We start from the raw sequence: 15,679 nt of genomic DNA on the forward strand, positions 1-15,679 counted from the left end.
CGCTAGAAAACTAGGGATTTTTTTAATTATAGGCAAATACACATACAAAGTGATAATTGTCCTACATAAATTATAAAGGAAAGATAATTTAAATCTGAGAAAAGGAGTGCCACTTCGGGATAGGGATATCCCGATAGTAATTGTGAATGAAGTTATGAAAAGATTTTGTGTTATAAGCTGTAGGATGAATTTGTAAACTTCATTTTTCTATTTATTTTAGCAATTGACAGTATTAACCCATAAGAGAGCGTCATGACGAACTGATTAGTGTGGTTAATCGGTTCTTTTTTTATAGTTTAAAAATGAAAAGTTTACATAATAAATAGGAATTTGAATTGATTAGTAAGGTGGGGTGTCGAAATTTGTTTTAAAATATGCAATTTAAAGTAGGATAATAGGAAGGAGTTTAACGGGAGTTCCGTCGAAGTGTACAGAATGTCGGCATTTAAGGACAGCTGACATTATGCTATAAAAACATTTGGTGATGTAGTCATTTCATATAAAAGGGAGGGTTATTTGGGCGTATAGAAAAGGATTGGTCTTCGTTTAGAGTTCTGAATTTTCTGTTTTATAAATATTTTTAAGCACTCATTTGTATATTTTATAATAGTTTTTTGATAAATTCACTGCTTTTGCAGAGGATTCTTTTTTATGAAAGAAACGTCAATTTTCTTCATATATATATACAAATTGGAGAAATGGGGGAGCGCTATGCGCGATTACTTAATTAAACCACTTGTTGGTCAGCCGTATCCAATGATTTCACATGGAAAAGGTGTTTATTTGTATGATCAAAATGGCAATAAATATTTTGATGGTTCGTCAGGAGCAATTACGGCAGGTATTGGGCATGGCGTAAAGGAGATTGCAGACGTTATTAAAAAGCAAGCTGAGGAGATTGCTTTCGTTTATAGATCACAGTTTACGAGTGAACCAGCTGAAAAATTAGCGAAGAAGTTAAGTGATTTAAGTGTAGGAGATTTGAACTGGAGTTTTTTTGTAAATAGTGGTACGGAAGCGAATGAAACAGCTATGAAAATTGCAATTCAGCATTTTCAAGAGCGAGGTATTCAAGGGAAACATAAAATTTTATCAAGATGGATGAGTTATCACGGCATTACGATGGGTGCTTTATCGATGTCTGGTCACCCACTACGTAGACAACGTTTTGTATCTATTTTGGAAGACTATCCGACTATACCAGCTCCATATTGTTTCAGATGTCCTGTTCAAAAGGTATATCCAACTTGTCAGCTGGCATGTGCGACTGAACTAGAAAGATCAATTGAAAGAATTGGTGCAGAGCATATTGCTGCTTTTATTGCTGAGCCGATTATCGGAGCAGCTGGAGGCGCGGTTGTTCCGCCGAAGGACTATTATAAAGTCATTAAAGATATTTGTAATCATTACGATATTTTATTTATTGCGGATGAAGTAATGACTGGGCTTGGTCGTACTGGAGCATGGTTTGCGATGGAGCATTGGGGTGTAGAGCCGGATATTATGACACTTGGTAAAGGGTTAGGAGCGGGATATACACCGATGGCAGCGACAGTTGTAAGTGATCGTGTTATGGAACCAATATTACGTGGATCACGTTCAGTAATGAGCGGTCATACGTTAAGTGCAAATCCCTTGTCTGCAGCAACGGCTTTAGCTGTTATTGAATATATGGAGAAACATAATCTCCCTGAAAAAACAGCAGAAAAGGGAGAGTATTTAATAAAAGGCTTACAGAAAGTTCAGCAACAATCGACAATCATTGCTGATGTGCGCGGAAAAGGGTTGCTAATCGGAGTAGAATTGCAACCGTTTACAAAAGCGTCAGAGCTTATTTCAGTTGCAGCTAAAAATGGGCTACTTTTATACCAAGCCGTTTCAGGGCAAGCAGGAAAAGAAGATAGTGCACTGCTTGTAGCACCGCCAATGACAACTACATATTCCGAGTTAGATGAATTACTTTCAATTTTCTCTAAAAGTGTGGAAGAGATGATGCAAAAAGGAGGGCATAGTATCGCATGACAACTATTACAAATACATTCGGTAAATTAAAAGAAATTGAGGAAGTAATTTCTTTGTTCCATGATGATATGACATTAATGTTTGGGGGATTTGGAGGGATTGGATCCCCTCCATCTTTAATACAGGCAATTTTAGAAAAAGGCATTACAAATTTAAATTTGGTTGGAAATGACACTGGATTTCCTGATGTAGGTATCGGTCGTCTTGTTACAAATGAAAGAGTTAAATCACTAATTACTTCTCACATTGGCTCCAATCCAAATGCAGGAAGGCAACTAAACGAGGGAAGATTACAAATTGAGTTTTCTCCGCAGGGAACATTAGCAGAGCGCATTCGCGCTGGTGGCGTTGGTCTTGGTGGTGTTTTAGTTGATGTTGGTGTTGATACGATTGTGGAAGAGGGAAAACGAACAGTTGAAATGGATGGTAAGACCTACTTAGTTGAAACAGCGTTAACTGCTGAAGTTTCAATTGTATATGCGAAAAAGGCAGATCCGTTTGGTAACCTTGTATTTGACAAAAGTGCACGAAATATGAATCCTCACGTAGCTATGGCTGGGGATATAACAATTGTAGAAGCAGAAGAAATAGTTCCGCTTGGAAGTTTAGATCCAGAGGAAATTGTCGTTCCAGGTGTTTTCGTAAATTATATTGTACCGTCGGAAGGAGTGAACTGGAAATGGGTATGGGCGTAGAAGTGAGGGATAAGATTGCTAGGCGAGCGGCGAAAGAAATACAAAATGGCATGATTGTAAATTTAGGTATTGGCATACCATCGCTTGTACCAAATCATTTGCCTGACGATATAAATGTTATGTTTCATGCGGAAAATGGAATCGTCGGCATGGGACCAACGCCAAGTAAAGGGAATGAAGACGAAAATTTGTGTAACGCAGCAGGTTTACCAACTTCTCTTATAACAGGAGCGAGTTATTTCGATAGTTGCACAGCGTTTGGTATGATTCGAAAAGGTTTGCTAGACATAACGATTCTTGGTTCATTACAAGTAAGTGAAAATGGTGATTTAGCAAACTGGATTGTACCTGGAAAACGTGTTCCAGGTCTTGGTGGAGCAATGGATTTAGCACAAAAAGCGAAGCGGGTCGTTGTTGTGATGAATCATGTTGATAAGTACGGAAATGCAAAAATTGTTTCAGAGTGTACATTGCCATTAACTTCAAAGAAATGTGTAGATTTAATTATTACTGATATGGCAGTCATGGAGGTAACTCCGAGTGGACTTATATTACTAGAATTAATGAGCCCATACACAGTAGAAGATGTAAAACGACATACAGAAGCTGATTTTCAAATTAGTTCTAACTTACTAGTAATTGAATGAAGGGAGATGTAATATATGGAGCAATTAAAAAAGCAAGTTTGTGATTATATTGAGAGCCATGAAGAGGAAAGTGTGAAATTTTTAAAACGATTAATTCAAGAAAAGAGCGTATCTGGTGATGAAAGCGGAGCGCAGGCAATTGTGATTGAAAAATTACGTGAATTAGGTTTAGACCTTGATATATGGGAGCCTTCTTTTTCTAAAATGAAAGATCATCCTTATTTTGTATCACCCCGTACAAGTTTTTCAGATAGCCCAAATATTGTAGCAACTTTAAAAGGAAGTGGCGACGGGAAATCTATGATATTAAATGGGCATATTGATGTAGTTCCAGAAGGGGATGTGAATCAGTGGGAACATCATCCTTATAGCGGTGAGAAAATAGGAAATCGTATATATGGCCGTGGAACGACGGATATGAAAGGCGGAAATGTCGCACTTATGCTTGCGATGGAAGCGATTATTGAATCTAACATTGAATTAAAAGGAGACATCTATTTTCAAAGTGTAATAGAAGAGGAAAGTGGCGGAGCTGGGACATTAGCAACTATATTACGAGGATATAAGGCAGATGGTGTCATTATTCCAGAGCCTACTAATATGAAGTTTTTCCCGAAACAACAAGGTTCCATGTGGTTTCGTCTACGTGTAAAAGGGAAAGCTGCACACGGTGGAACGCGCTATGAAGGGGTTAGTGCAATTGAAAAAAGTATGTTTGTTATAGAACATGTAAGAAAGCTAGAGGAGAAAAGAAATAGTCGAATTACAGATCCGTTATTTAAAGGAATTCCGATTCCGATTCCAATTAACATTGGGAAAATTGAAGGAGGGAGTTGGCCAAGTTCTGTTCCCGATGAATTAATTTTAGAAGGAAGATGCGGTGTTGCGCCGAATGAGACTATAGAGGCGGCAAAAGAAGAGTTTGAGAATTGGATTGCTGAATTAAATGATGTGGACAATTGGTTTGTTGAAAATCCAGTAGAAGTAGAATGGTTTGGAGCGAGATGGGTTCCTGGTGAACTAGAAGAGAATCATGAACTCATTACGACACTTCATCACAACTTTGTTGAAATCGAAGGGAACGAACCAATTATTGAAGCATCTCCGTGGGGGACTGATGGAGGTTTATTTACACAAATTGCAAACGTACCAACAATAGTATTTGGTCCAGGAGAGACGAAAGTAGCACACTATCCAAACGAATATATAGAAGTTGATAAAATGATAGCTGCCGCAAAAATTATTGCATGTACATTACTAGATTGGTGTGAGGTGAAAAAATGAAATACTATGAATCTTTTAGAGAACAGACGAATTGTTATACAGTAGAAGGTGTTTTAGATTATTTTAATAAACGTATCCGGGTAGATCACTATACAGGAAATGTTGAAAGTATTATACAGACAATTGACGAACTAGCAGAGAAACATTCTTTCACTAAATGTATTATTAAAGGAAAGGGAGAGCATGTTTCAACATGGCTCTCTTTCGGTTTTTTGTTGGAAGCAACGATACCTCATTATTTTCAAGGACACGATGCATACTTTTTTGTGAAATATAATAATGATGAAAGACGAAATAGTATGCATTGGACTGAGGAAGATACTATATTAAGCGGTGTAAAAGGGAAAGAAATAAAAGAAAAAGTAGTTCCAGAGAAATTTTTGCTGAGAAAAGCGACTGAAGAAGATGCAGAAGAATTAGCAATTGTATTCGGAAAAGTGTTTGAAGTGTATCCGACACCTTTAAATGAAGCGAGTTATGTATTACAGACGATGAAAGAAGATGATACAATTTACTACGTATATGAATTTGAGGGGAAAATTATTAGTACAGCATCTGCAGAAATGAACATAAAGGAAGGGAATGCAGAATTAACAAATTGTGCTACTTTACCTGAATATCGTAAACATGGATTTATGAAAAGTTTACTAATTAAATTAGAGGAAGAGCTTCGAGAAAGATCTATTTTCTGCTCCTATACAATTGCTCGATCGCTTTCTTTCGGAATGAATGCTGCCTTTCATCAGTTAGGCTATACGTATACAGGAAGACTGGCGAATAATTGTTACATTTTCGATAAGTTGGAAGATATGAATATATGGGTGAAAAATCTATCTAGCTATTCGAAAGCAGTAAAAATTTCGCCTCAAAATTTAGCTGTAAAGCAAAACAGTTAGGTGGAGCTGGGTGTTCGAAAAGCCGTACTAATTAGAGTCTCGAGTTATCTAATGAAAATATAAAATTGATCAAAATTATAGAACGGAATCGTCATGCTTACAATCGCACATAGGTATGCCGAAAATTCGGCATATAATTGCCGGATTTTCGGCAAGAGGGGGGATGACATTGCTAGCAGTTTCGACACAAGAAGTCATTGAAGCGATTTTGGGCAGTATTGATGAGGCTATACACGCTGTAGATGAGAATGGAATTACAATATTTTATAATTCTGTAGCTGCAAAACACGATGGATCGAAGATTGAAAAAGTGTTAGGGAAACATCTGTTAGAAGCGTTCCCGTCTTTATCAAGGGAAACGAGTACATTGATGAAAGTACTAGATACAAAAAAACCTATCGTACATCAAGTACAGCATTATCAAAATTTAAATGGTGAAGATGTTTGTACAGTAAATACGACATTACCTATTTTTATAGATGGGAATATTGCTGGGGCTGTTGAAATTGCAAAGGATTACTCTACAATTCAAAAACTTACTGACACAATTGTTGATTTACAGTCGAAAATAAAGCGATCATCTAGAAAAAAAGTGATTAAAAAGCACGCTGCATTTGAGACGATAGTGACAAATGATACGCGGTTTAAACAGACGAAAGAGTTAGCACAAAAAGTAGCACCAACAGACGCGAATGTTTTAATATATGGTGAAACAGGAACAGGAAAAGAACTGTTCGTACAAGCAATTCATGAAGCTTCTAAAAGAAAAAATAAGCCATTTATTGCACAAAACTGTGCAGCTTTACCAGAGTCGCTACTAGAAAGTTTATTGTTTGGAACGACAAAAGGAAGCTATACAGGAGCGATTGAAAGAGCTGGGCTATTTGAACTGGTTGATGGTGGTACATTATTTTTAGATGAACTGAATTCAATGCCTCTTGATTTGCAGGCAAAAATGTTACGAGTGTTAGAAGATGGAGTCATTAGAAGAATTGGTGATAATAAGACGAGAAAAGTAGATGTTCGTGTTATTACCGCGATGAACCAGCCTCCAGAAATATGTTTACGAGAGAATAAAATTCGCACGGATTTATATTATCGCTTAAACGTATTTTCATTATATATCCCACCGCTTCGTGAAAGAACTGAGGATGTACTATTATTAGCATCTTATTTTTTGAAAGAATATAATAAAAGTTATAAAAAAGGTGTACTTCAAATTGATGAGGAAGCGAAAGATAGACTGCAAGCTTATCAGTGGCCTGGAAATGTCCGGGAGTTAAAACATACGATTGAACATGCTGTTATTATTGCAGAAGGAAATACATTAACAGCCAATTGTTTACCACGTATATTTCGGAAAGAGACGTTTTCGAAGAAGAAGGGTATAATGCCACTTAGAGAAGCACTTCATCAAACAGAAAAAGAATTGATAGATCAAGCGTTGATTGAAACGGAAGGGAATATATTACAAGCCGCAAAAATGTTGGGTATCCCTCGTCAAACGCTTCAATATAAACTGAGCAAGTACGACAAAACCGCCGAATAATCGGCGGTTTTTATGTGTTTGCACGAATAAAAGAGCGTTTACATATATAAATAGTAATGAATATGATGTTAAGTATTGATTTCATACAACGCTTAAAAATATTTTTTCGCTTATGTAATAGGGTTCTCCGCACAATTACTTATCAACAATGTAAAGTTGGCATAACTATTGCTTATATAAAGAATGAGCGTATAAAAAGGGGGAATAGCAATGTTACATGATGTATACAAACCAAATCGTCACTGGAAGGATATCGAATTATGGAAAGATGTTACTGAAGAGCAATGGAATGATTGGGTTTGGCAATTAACGAATACGATCAAAACGTTAGATGACTTAAGAAAAGTGATTAACTTAACACCTGAAGAAGAAGAGGGCGTTAAAATTTCAACGAAAACGATCCCGTTAAACATTACACCATACTATGCTTGGCTAATGAATCCTGATGATCCACGCTGTCCGATTCGGATGCAATCAGTACCGATTTCGGAAGAGTTATATAAAACAAAATATGATTTAGAAGATCCACTTCACGAAGATGAAGATTCACCAGTTCCAGGGCTAACACATCGTTATCCAGACCGTGTACTATTCCTGGTAACAAATCAATGTTCTATGTATTGTCGTTACTGTACACGCCGTCGTTTTAGTGGACAAATTGGAATGGGTGTACCGAAGAAACAATTAGATGATGCAATTACTTATATTCGTGAAACGCCACAAGTACGAGATGTATTAATCTCAGGTGGTGACGGACTTCTAATTAACGATAAAATTTTAGAATATGTATTAAAAAATTTAAGAGAGATTCCGCATGTTGAGATTATTCGTATCGGAACGAGAGCACCAGTAGTATTCCCACAACGTATTACAGAAAATTTATGTAACATTATTAAAAAATACCATCCAGTATGGTTAAATACACATTTCAATACATCTATTGAAATTACTGAAGAATCGAAAAAGGCATGTGAAATGTTAGCGAATGCTGGTGTTCCAGTCGGAAACCAAGCAGTAATTTTAGCTGGTATTAACGACAGCGTTCCAATTATGAAAAAACTTATGCATGACTTAGTAAAAATCCGTGTACGTCCATACTACATTTATCAATGTGACTTATCTGAAGGTATCGGTCACTTCCGTGCACCAGTATCTAAAGGTCTTGAAATTATTGAAGGTTTACGTGGACACACATCTGGTTATGCTGTTCCGACATTCGTTGTTGATGCGCCAGGTGGAGGCGGTAAAATTGCACTTCAACCAAACTATTTAATCTCACAAAGTGCAGATAAAGTTGTACTTCGTAACTTTGAAGGTGTTATTACGACGTATCCAGAGCCAGAGAGCTATATTCCAGGAAGAGCGGAAGGATACTTTAAAGAGATTTATCCGAACTACGAAGAAAAACGTTCAGATGTTGGTATCGCAGGTCTTATGAGCGATAAGAAATTTAACCTCGTTCCAGACGACTTACAGCGTATGAACCGTCGTAAAGACTACGAAGATAATGATACTCATGCATCTTTAAAAGATAAACGTGATAAGCGCGATCAATTAAAAGATAAAAAATATCAAGCACAAATGGCTAAATTAGAAGAAAACGACAAAAAAACTGAGGGTGATGCAGTATGAATTGTATGTGGTGTGACAGTACAGAAGCGAAAGAAAGCTTGAATACTGTATATTGGGAATTACCAGATGGTACGAAAGCCATTGAAATCCAAGAGACACCATGTATTTCTTGTTCCTCGTGCGGGATGGACTATCAATCAGACCATACAGTAAAAGAAATTGAAGATCAATTATTCTTAATTTACACGAAAGATTTACCAAAACAACTAACATATGAAGAATTAATGGGAAGACCACGTCTATTAAAAAGAAATTATTTCGACTTTTAACCAGCTTTTATGCTGGTTTTTTTCTTTTTTGCCTTGTATAATGTACCCAAGTTAGAAAGGTAGGGAATATTTTTGAAAAAGACATTTTACCATTATATGATGAAGCATCGTGCAGCTTTATTTAGAAATGAAATTTCAGATTTAGCAGAGGCGATGTATGATGATTTAAGTTTTCCGAAGCAATCTGAAGACTATGATGAAATTAGTTCATACTTAGAGTTGAGCGGAATGCTAGAAAGTATGTCTATATTTGATGAAGCCTGGGATTTATACATACAAGATAGATAAAAACTATTTGAAAACATACAGAATACATTACTTTATTTAAAGTGAAGTATTCTGTATGTTTTTTATTATGAAATTTGTTGATTTGAAGCTAGTCTAGTTACTAGCTTTTTTTTGAGTGTAATGTAAATTTTATAAGATTATATTTTTTATTGAAAAAATTTATGAATATAAGCTTCTGTGATAAGCGTTTTTATGTAGGTTGCATATACTGATATCAAAATCACGACGTCAAAAAAAGGAGAGATAGAGATGGCAAGAAAAAAACAACCTAAATACAACGTAGGGGACATAGTCGTGATTACGCTATATGGAACCGTTGGGAAAATCACAAATATGAAGGTTTTAGATGGAGTTTATGTATACGAAGTCAATAATCACGATGGCTTTTACGTAGAGCAAACATTGCAGCACGTTACAGAGCAAGATATGAAAAAGGGCGATACGGAGTGGATTGAATTAAATTATAATTTTACGTTTGGTGATCTTGTGCAAGTAACTGGATATGATAAAGATGTTTTCCGTATTGTTGGTTTTCGTACAGAAGTATGGAGATATAAGAATGATGCATGGGAAGATACAATTTATGAATTGTCACGGATTACGGATGGTGAATGGTTAGAAGCGGATGAATCAGATTTAACGTTACTCGCCAATGCTCAAACGGCAAATGCAATTTTGAAGAAAATGAAACAAGATAAAGCAGGTATGAATAAATTAGATTTAGGGAAGTTAAAGTCAATTAACAACTCGAAAAAAGTGAGTGTTAAGACGAATCGTCAAGAAATCATTGATGGATTACTTGATATTTATAACGATTATCAATTATTGTTCGATACATTTAAAGATGAAGAATATAAAATTGTAATGGATGTTGTTCATAATTATTTAGTTAAATTGACAGAGAAAAAATAGTTAACTAGAAAGAGAGAATAAATTGAACAACAACATATGCAGTATAAGGTATGCCTACAACTATTAAAAAAATAAAAAGCCACTTTATAAGAGAGTCTGCCCATTGATCTTCATGCATGAACTCTTCTTTTGTTTGTCCTACTTCATATTGATTTTCCATTATTATTTCCCCCTTTGAATAGCTTGTACTACAATCGTATGTATCTCGTCCAAAGGTTATGACCTATAAAAAAATAAAATCTATTTTTCTAATCTCATATACATAATTTTGAGATTTTTTCATAAAACAGAAATAAAGGAGTGATGCTCATGAAGGAAATTGAAGTCGTGATTGATACGGAAGAGATTGCGGAGTTTTTTTATGAGCAACTAATTGAAAGAGGGTACGTCCCAAAACGAGAAGAAATTGAAGATCTCGCAGATATTACATTTGAGTATTTATTAGAGAAATGCATGATTGATGAAGTTTTTGATGAAGAGGATGAATGAAAGTAACGACGGGCATAACTCGTCGTTTTTTACTCTTTACAAACCTGTCACAAATATAGTCAATAATTATTGGTATAATGAAAAGGAAATTTTACTCAAGAGGTGAAGGAATGTTCAAAAAAATTATTGATTCTTTATTAGGAAAGAAAAAATATCGTTCGTATTCAAGTAGTGATTATCGTCGTAGAGGGCGCTCGTATTCAAGTAGCGATTATAAACGACGTTCATCTGGTTATGGACATCAACATTATAAAAGAAAACGTAAAAGCCGTAGCTTCTTTTCAAGCAGCTGATGAAATGGCGTCGTGTACTAGCATTATTTGATAGACCACTGCGAAAAAATACAATTGTTGCAGAGCGTTATAAAATTGAATCAGTAATTGGAATGGGCAGTTATGGGGTTACATATGTCGTTAATGATTTACAAATAAATAGATATAAAGTCTTAAAACAATTAAGACAAAGTAAACAAAGATATGAGTCTGGTAGAAGATCATTTGAACAAGAGAAAATGATTTTACAAACATTAAATCATCATGCAATTCCTAGTCTATATGATCATTTCCTATGGGAGAAAAAGAGCTTCTTTGTGATGGAGTACATGCCTGGTAAAAATTTTGAAGATTATATTTTCATAGATGGGTATGTATATACAGAACGTGAAGTTTTTGAGATTTTATATGAAATATTAGAAATTGTATCGGTGTTTCATAGTGAAGGCATTATTCATCGAGATTTACGCATTCCAAACATACTAATGAAAGAAAATCAAATTAGTATTATTGATTTTGGATTGGCTAAATGGAAAGGTGAGGATGATGAGCGAGCTACAACTTACGAAGGTGAACAAGCTTTGATGCGAGAAGTTCAATTTCGTAGCGACTTTTATGCGCTCGGTCATTTCTCATTATTTTTATTATATGCAGGATATGAATCTAATGAAAAACAGGAAAAACCATGGTACGAAGAATTAACTTTGGAACATTATACTCGCGAAATGCTTATGCGAATGTTACAAATAAAAACGCCGTACTATGAGAATGTACAAGATTTAAAACAAGATGTAGCTTCTGCTTTAGAAAGGATGGAGACTCCATGTTTCAAAAGTTTTTAGCAAGCGTTGGTATTGGAAGGGCAAAGGTAGATACTGTTCTTGAAAAAGATGAGTATATTGTTGGGGAAGAAATAGTTGGAAAAGTTCATATAACTGGAGGTTCAGTTAGCCAACAAATTGAAAGCATTTACTTAACATTATCGACGTCGTATGTACGAGAAGTGGATGATAAAAAAGTAACAACAACATATGATTTAGAGCGAGTACGCTTAACCGAACCTTTTTCTGTAGAACCGAATGAAACAGTTGACATTCCATTTTCTTTTCCAATGCCAATTGAAGCACCACTTACACTTGGTATGAAAACGGTTTGGATTCATACAGGTCTTGATATTAAACGTAGTATAGACCCAAGTGACCGCGACTACGTTCAAGTGTTACCCAATGCATTATTAAGTAGTGTTTTAGATAGTGTAAATGAATTAGGGTTTAAAGCACGTCATATAGAATGTGAAGAATTACCGCATCGATTACGTAAGCAAGTTCCATTCGCACAAGAATTTGAGTTTATTCCGGTTTCTGGAGAGTACTATGGGAAATTAGATGAATTAGAATTATTAATCTTGCCACGTGCATACGACCGATTAGAAATAATTATGGAAGTAGATAGAAAATCACGTGGATTAGCTGGTTTATTCGCTGAGGCACTTGATCTTGATGAGAAGGTGATTCGTTTTACCGTAACAAGAGAAGATATCCCTGAGATGAAGCAAAAAATTAATAATTATATTTTTTAATAAACTATGCATAAAAAAGAAATGGAGAGGAAAACTAAAACAACCGCTCCATTTTTTTGCATAGTGAGGTTATGTATGTGAAACGATATCGACATTTATACTTGCTAAGTTTTACGTTACTCATTTGTTTTGTCGTATTATCACTTTCGTATCATACCGCTTGTATTGAGAACTTTGACAATATAGTCGCACATTTTATTCAAAGCTTTCGAAACGATTATTTGACGACCTATTTTACTTGGGTGTCTTTTATCGGTTCCAAAAGAATATATTTTCCATTACTCATTATTCTTGTAATGTATTTTCTCGTTAGAAAAAAGTTGCTTAGTGCGTTGCTTCTAACAATTAATTACTACGGATCTCGTTATTTAAACAGTATGCTTAAACTATGGTACGAACGAGCAAGACCTGATGTCACGCAGCTTGTTACTGCAACTGGATATAGTTTTCCGAGCGGTCATACGATGAATGCTACTGCTTTTTTAGGATTTATTGCATACGTCACAATTACTGAAGAGCGTATTTCGTTGCATAAAAAATTGTTAATTATTCTTATAGCAAGCTTTGTTGTATTATCTATTTCAGTTAGCCGAATATATCTTGGCGTGCACTATCCATCTGACATATTAGCAGGATGGGCAGCCGGCGGTAGCTGGCTCGTTTTATGTGTTATATTCCATAAAACGTTTATAAAAAAAGAACCTATGTCATAATAGGTTCTTTTTTCATTGGCTCAACATGAATGTGTGCATGGTAAATTCCAAACTTTTTGCGAAGCATAGCTTCGATGTTGTCGGTAATACAGTGACTTTCTCCAACATCCATACGAGCATCTACTTCAATTGTAATATCAACGTACGTTTGATTCCCGTACATACGTGCTCGAATATCTACAATGTTTTCCACACCGCCAATATGCTCAATAGCATCAGCGTATTCTTCCATTTTATCAGGATCAATTCCATCTGTAAGCATATGAGAAGATTCTACGAAAATCTCCCATGCAGTTTTACAAATAATAAGACCGACAATTAAAGCGGCAATAGGGTCTAAAATAGGCATTTGGAACTGAGAACCGACAATACCTACTACAGTACCAATACTTACGAGTGCATCTGATAAGTTATCCTTTGCAGCGGCTTCTAATGATTTACTTTTTGTTCGTGCTGCAATTTTTTTCGTATACAAATACACGCAATACATAACGACAGCAGAAAATAAAGCAACCCATGCAGCGAGTACATTAGGCGCTGCGTGTTTCGGATTTAAGAAAGATTGAATGGCACTAATAACAACTTCTAATCCGACTGTTGCCATAATGAAGGAAGCAACAAGTGATGCGATTTGTTCGGCCCGCGAATGCCCATACGGATGATCTGGGTCACGAGGTTTACGAGATATTTTTAGACCAATTAATATTGCTAAAGAAGCACCGATATCCGTTAAGTTATTTAAACCGTCAGCACGCAATGCGCTAGAGAGGGTAATATAACTGATGATGATTTTCATAGAGGATAAAAATATGTAGGCCATAATGCTGACAATAGCACCTTTATCAGCTTCTTTATGAGAAAGAGTATCCATTTTAATCACTCACCTTTCTTTAAAGGAATTTCTTTCTATAAATAGAGTATCAAACGAAAGTCGTGTGGGTCTATACAAACATTGTTGACGTTTTATAGCTTTTTAAGAAGGGGATAACAAAGTTTCGTGAAGGAAAAATATGTTGAAAAGTACAAAGTCAGGGTGTGAACCTAATTAGAGTTTATTTACTAAAGAGATAGGAGGGTAGATGGATGAAGAAGCGAATACTTTTCTTACTATGTACTATTCTTATAATGACAGGGTGTAATTCATTAAACGATGAAAAACATCAAAAGATAATTGTGAAAACAGATGAAAGCCCTCTGAAAAATATTTTCCAGAGGGCTTTTATTTTAGTATGCTTCTAAAAACTCAGTAACTTGCTCTTCAGTTTTTGCATTAGCACTATGTAAGTGGCCTAGCTTCTCACTATTTTGGTATACAAGTAAACTTGGAATACCCATTACTTGATACTCTTCAGCGATACTTGGAAACTCATCTTTATTAATAGAATACCATTCAAATTTATTGAACTCTTCCATTACATCTCCGATAAAGTTGTCCATACGTACGCAATCTGGGCACCATGTAGTAAAGAACTTAACAACTACAGGCTCCTCGCTTGCGATGATGTCTTTGAATTCTTGTTCTGTTTTAATTTCTTTCATAAGTAAAACTCCTTTCAATATTACACGAATTTATATGCAAAATTCGTATTTGCAAACATGTTGCAAACTTATTATTTGTTTTTTAGTTTTGTAGTTCGTTCACACTTATAAAACTGTATTTTAAATTGTATATAACATGACTGCACTTCTAAGTGTGAAAATAACGGAACCTCACTTTACTTTATAAGCTTTTTCCAGGATTGTGTCAAACTTCTGAATTTTATACAGCAATTAAAGAAGCCCACACTTTGATTGAGTGTGGGCAGAGTGACTAAAATTAATCGCTTATTAATTTCGAATAGATATTTAAATCGATAAGCTTTCCAGCTGATTTTTCGCTCTTTCTCAGAGTCCCTTCAAAAGTAAAGTTTAATTTTTCTAATACCTTTATGGAATTTACATTTGCAGGTTCAACTTTTGCTTCAACACGATATAGTTTTAAATGTGTAAAAGCATAATCTAATAAAGAGGATATTGCTTCAGGGGCATATCCTTTACCCCAAAATTTTTTTGAAATATCATAACCAATCTCAGTCTTTGAGTTTTCAAAATCTAAGGAATTATAGCCACATGAACCGATAATGTGATTAGATTCTTTTTCAATAATAGTAAAACGTATAGCTTTATTATTTTGAGCGAGTTCGTTAAGAAATTGAATCATATCTTTTGCCTGGCTTTCATCGGTGAAATTACTTATATTCATGAATTTAGTAATATCAGGATCAGACCATATTTTAAACATACTTAATGAATCAGATGCTTTCATTTGCCTTAAATATAATCGTTGTGTGTGTAGTTCAGTAATCAATACTTTTACCTCCGTTATGTTGTAAGAATAGGTAGTTTAAAAATATTGATATCTGCGCATAATTCAGTCCCTTCTAGATTAATTA

At 35.2% G+C, this 15,679-nt stretch carries 19 protein-coding genes; 15 read left to right on the plus strand and 4 right to left on the minus strand.

Going from position 1 to position 15,679, the window contains the following annotated elements; genetic code table 11:
* Positions 1-711: 711 nt before the first annotated feature.
* The 10 genes from ACTFRH_RS07620 (at position 712) to ACTFRH_RS07665 (ending at position 10,194) form a co-directional block, all read left to right on the plus strand.
* Positions 712-2,022, plus strand: a complete 1,311-nt coding sequence (locus ACTFRH_RS07620) for an aspartate aminotransferase family protein (RefSeq protein ID WP_001205879.1) — start codon at positions 712-714, stop codon at positions 2,020-2,022.
* Positions 2,019-2,717 (plus strand): acetate CoA-transferase subunit alpha, encoded by a 699-nt coding sequence (atoD, locus tag ACTFRH_RS07625; protein WP_000208101.1) that lies wholly within the window; start codon positions 2,019-2,021, stop codon positions 2,715-2,717. The genes ACTFRH_RS07620 and atoD overlap by 4 nt, the downstream gene beginning before the upstream one ends.
* Positions 2,702-3,364 (plus strand): CoA transferase subunit B, encoded by a 663-nt coding sequence (locus tag ACTFRH_RS07630; RefSeq protein ID WP_000525288.1) that lies wholly within the window; start codon positions 2,702-2,704, stop codon positions 3,362-3,364. Before atoD ends, ACTFRH_RS07630 begins: the two co-directional genes overlap by 16 nt.
* Positions 3,365-3,379: 15 nt before the next feature.
* Entirely contained in the window at positions 3,380-4,648 is a 1,269-nt protein-coding gene (locus tag ACTFRH_RS07635) for a peptidase (RefSeq protein ID WP_000436690.1), read from the plus strand.
* Positions 4,645-5,544 carry a putative beta-lysine N-acetyltransferase gene (gene ablB, locus ACTFRH_RS07640; protein WP_131249950.1) on the plus strand — a complete coding sequence of 300 codons (900 nt, stop codon included), beginning with the start codon at positions 4,645-4,647 and terminating at the stop codon, positions 5,542-5,544. Before ACTFRH_RS07635 ends, ablB begins: the two co-directional genes overlap by 4 nt.
* 163 nt (positions 5,545-5,707) lie before the next feature.
* On the plus strand, positions 5,708-7,093 hold the full coding sequence (rocR, locus tag ACTFRH_RS07645; protein WP_080029637.1) for an arginine utilization transcriptional regulator RocR: 1,386 nt from the start codon (positions 5,708-5,710) through the stop codon (positions 7,091-7,093).
* Between the two features lie 210 nt (positions 7,094-7,303).
* Entirely contained in the window at positions 7,304-8,725 is a 1,422-nt protein-coding gene (ablA, locus tag ACTFRH_RS07650; protein WP_000902147.1) for a lysine 2,3-aminomutase, read from the plus strand.
* Complete coding sequence (locus tag ACTFRH_RS07655; RefSeq protein WP_000995763.1) at positions 8,722-8,994, plus strand: YokU family protein; 273 nt, start codon at positions 8,722-8,724, stop codon at positions 8,992-8,994. The genes ablA and ACTFRH_RS07655 overlap by 4 nt, the downstream gene beginning before the upstream one ends.
* A 72-nt stretch (positions 8,995-9,066) precedes the next feature.
* Positions 9,067-9,282: a YozE family protein gene (locus ACTFRH_RS07660; RefSeq protein WP_000750717.1), complete on the plus strand. Its 216-nt coding sequence runs from the start codon at positions 9,067-9,069 to the stop codon at positions 9,280-9,282.
* Positions 9,283-9,531: 249 nt separating this feature from the next.
* Positions 9,532-10,194, plus strand: a complete 663-nt coding sequence (locus tag ACTFRH_RS07665; protein ID WP_000101499.1) for a hypothetical protein — start codon at positions 9,532-9,534, stop codon at positions 10,192-10,194.
* Positions 10,195-10,198: 4 nt separating this feature from the next.
* Here ACTFRH_RS07665 and ACTFRH_RS07670 read toward each other — a convergent pair whose 3' ends face one another.
* Complete coding sequence (locus ACTFRH_RS07670; protein ID WP_000431486.1) at positions 10,199-10,354, minus strand: DUF3930 family protein; 156 nt, start codon at positions 10,352-10,354, stop codon at positions 10,199-10,201.
* Positions 10,355-10,503: 149 nt separating this feature from the next.
* Between ACTFRH_RS07670 and ACTFRH_RS07675 the strand changes: the two genes are divergently transcribed.
* The 5 genes from ACTFRH_RS07675 to ACTFRH_RS07695 all read left to right on the plus strand — a co-directional run bounded on the left by ACTFRH_RS07675 (position 10,504) and on the right by ACTFRH_RS07695 (position 13,247).
* A complete protein-coding gene (locus ACTFRH_RS07675; RefSeq protein ID WP_000658451.1) occupies positions 10,504-10,683 on the plus strand; it encodes a YozD family protein in 180 nt (59 codons plus the stop codon).
* Positions 10,684-10,793: 110 nt separating this feature from the next.
* Entirely contained in the window at positions 10,794-10,976 is a 183-nt protein-coding gene (locus ACTFRH_RS07680) for a hypothetical protein (protein ID WP_000473371.1), read from the plus strand.
* Positions 10,976-11,797, plus strand: coding sequence for a serine/threonine protein kinase (locus ACTFRH_RS07685; protein WP_000872069.1), 822 nt, complete (start codon positions 10,976-10,978; stop codon positions 11,795-11,797). The genes ACTFRH_RS07680 and ACTFRH_RS07685 overlap by 1 nt, the downstream gene beginning before the upstream one ends.
* On the plus strand, positions 11,779-12,534 hold the full coding sequence (locus ACTFRH_RS07690; protein WP_000486610.1) for a sporulation protein: 756 nt from the start codon (positions 11,779-11,781) through the stop codon (positions 12,532-12,534). The genes ACTFRH_RS07685 and ACTFRH_RS07690 overlap by 19 nt, the downstream gene beginning before the upstream one ends.
* 77 nt (positions 12,535-12,611) lie before the next feature.
* On the plus strand, positions 12,612-13,247 hold the full coding sequence (locus ACTFRH_RS07695) for a phosphatase PAP2 family protein (RefSeq protein WP_000833370.1): 636 nt from the start codon (positions 12,612-12,614) through the stop codon (positions 13,245-13,247).
* On the opposite strand, the gene ACTFRH_RS07700 is transcribed toward ACTFRH_RS07695, so the two are convergent.
* The 3 genes from ACTFRH_RS07700 to ACTFRH_RS07710 all read right to left on the minus strand — a co-directional run bounded on the left by ACTFRH_RS07700 (position 13,237) and on the right by ACTFRH_RS07710 (position 15,594).
* Positions 13,237-14,118, minus strand: coding sequence for a cation diffusion facilitator family transporter (locus tag ACTFRH_RS07700; RefSeq protein WP_000380379.1), 882 nt, complete (start codon positions 14,116-14,118; stop codon positions 13,237-13,239). The two genes, ACTFRH_RS07695 and ACTFRH_RS07700, sit on opposite strands and share 11 nt — an antisense overlap.
* A 353-nt stretch (positions 14,119-14,471) precedes the next feature.
* The gene (locus tag ACTFRH_RS07705) at positions 14,472-14,786 is read right to left on the minus strand and encodes a thioredoxin family protein (protein ID WP_000658788.1); all 315 of its coding nucleotides are present in this window, start codon (positions 14,784-14,786) and stop codon (positions 14,472-14,474) included.
* A gap of 277 nt (positions 14,787-15,063) precedes the next feature.
* On the minus strand, positions 15,064-15,594 hold the full coding sequence (locus ACTFRH_RS07710; protein WP_000627264.1) for a GNAT family N-acetyltransferase: 531 nt from the start codon (positions 15,592-15,594) through the stop codon (positions 15,064-15,066).
* Positions 15,595-15,679: the final 85 nt, after the last annotated feature.

This window comes from Bacillus cereus group sp. MYBK216-1, from assembly GCF_051916495.1.
GTDB lineage: Bacteria > Bacillota > Bacilli > Bacillales > Bacillaceae_G > Bacillus_A > Bacillus_A thuringiensis_K.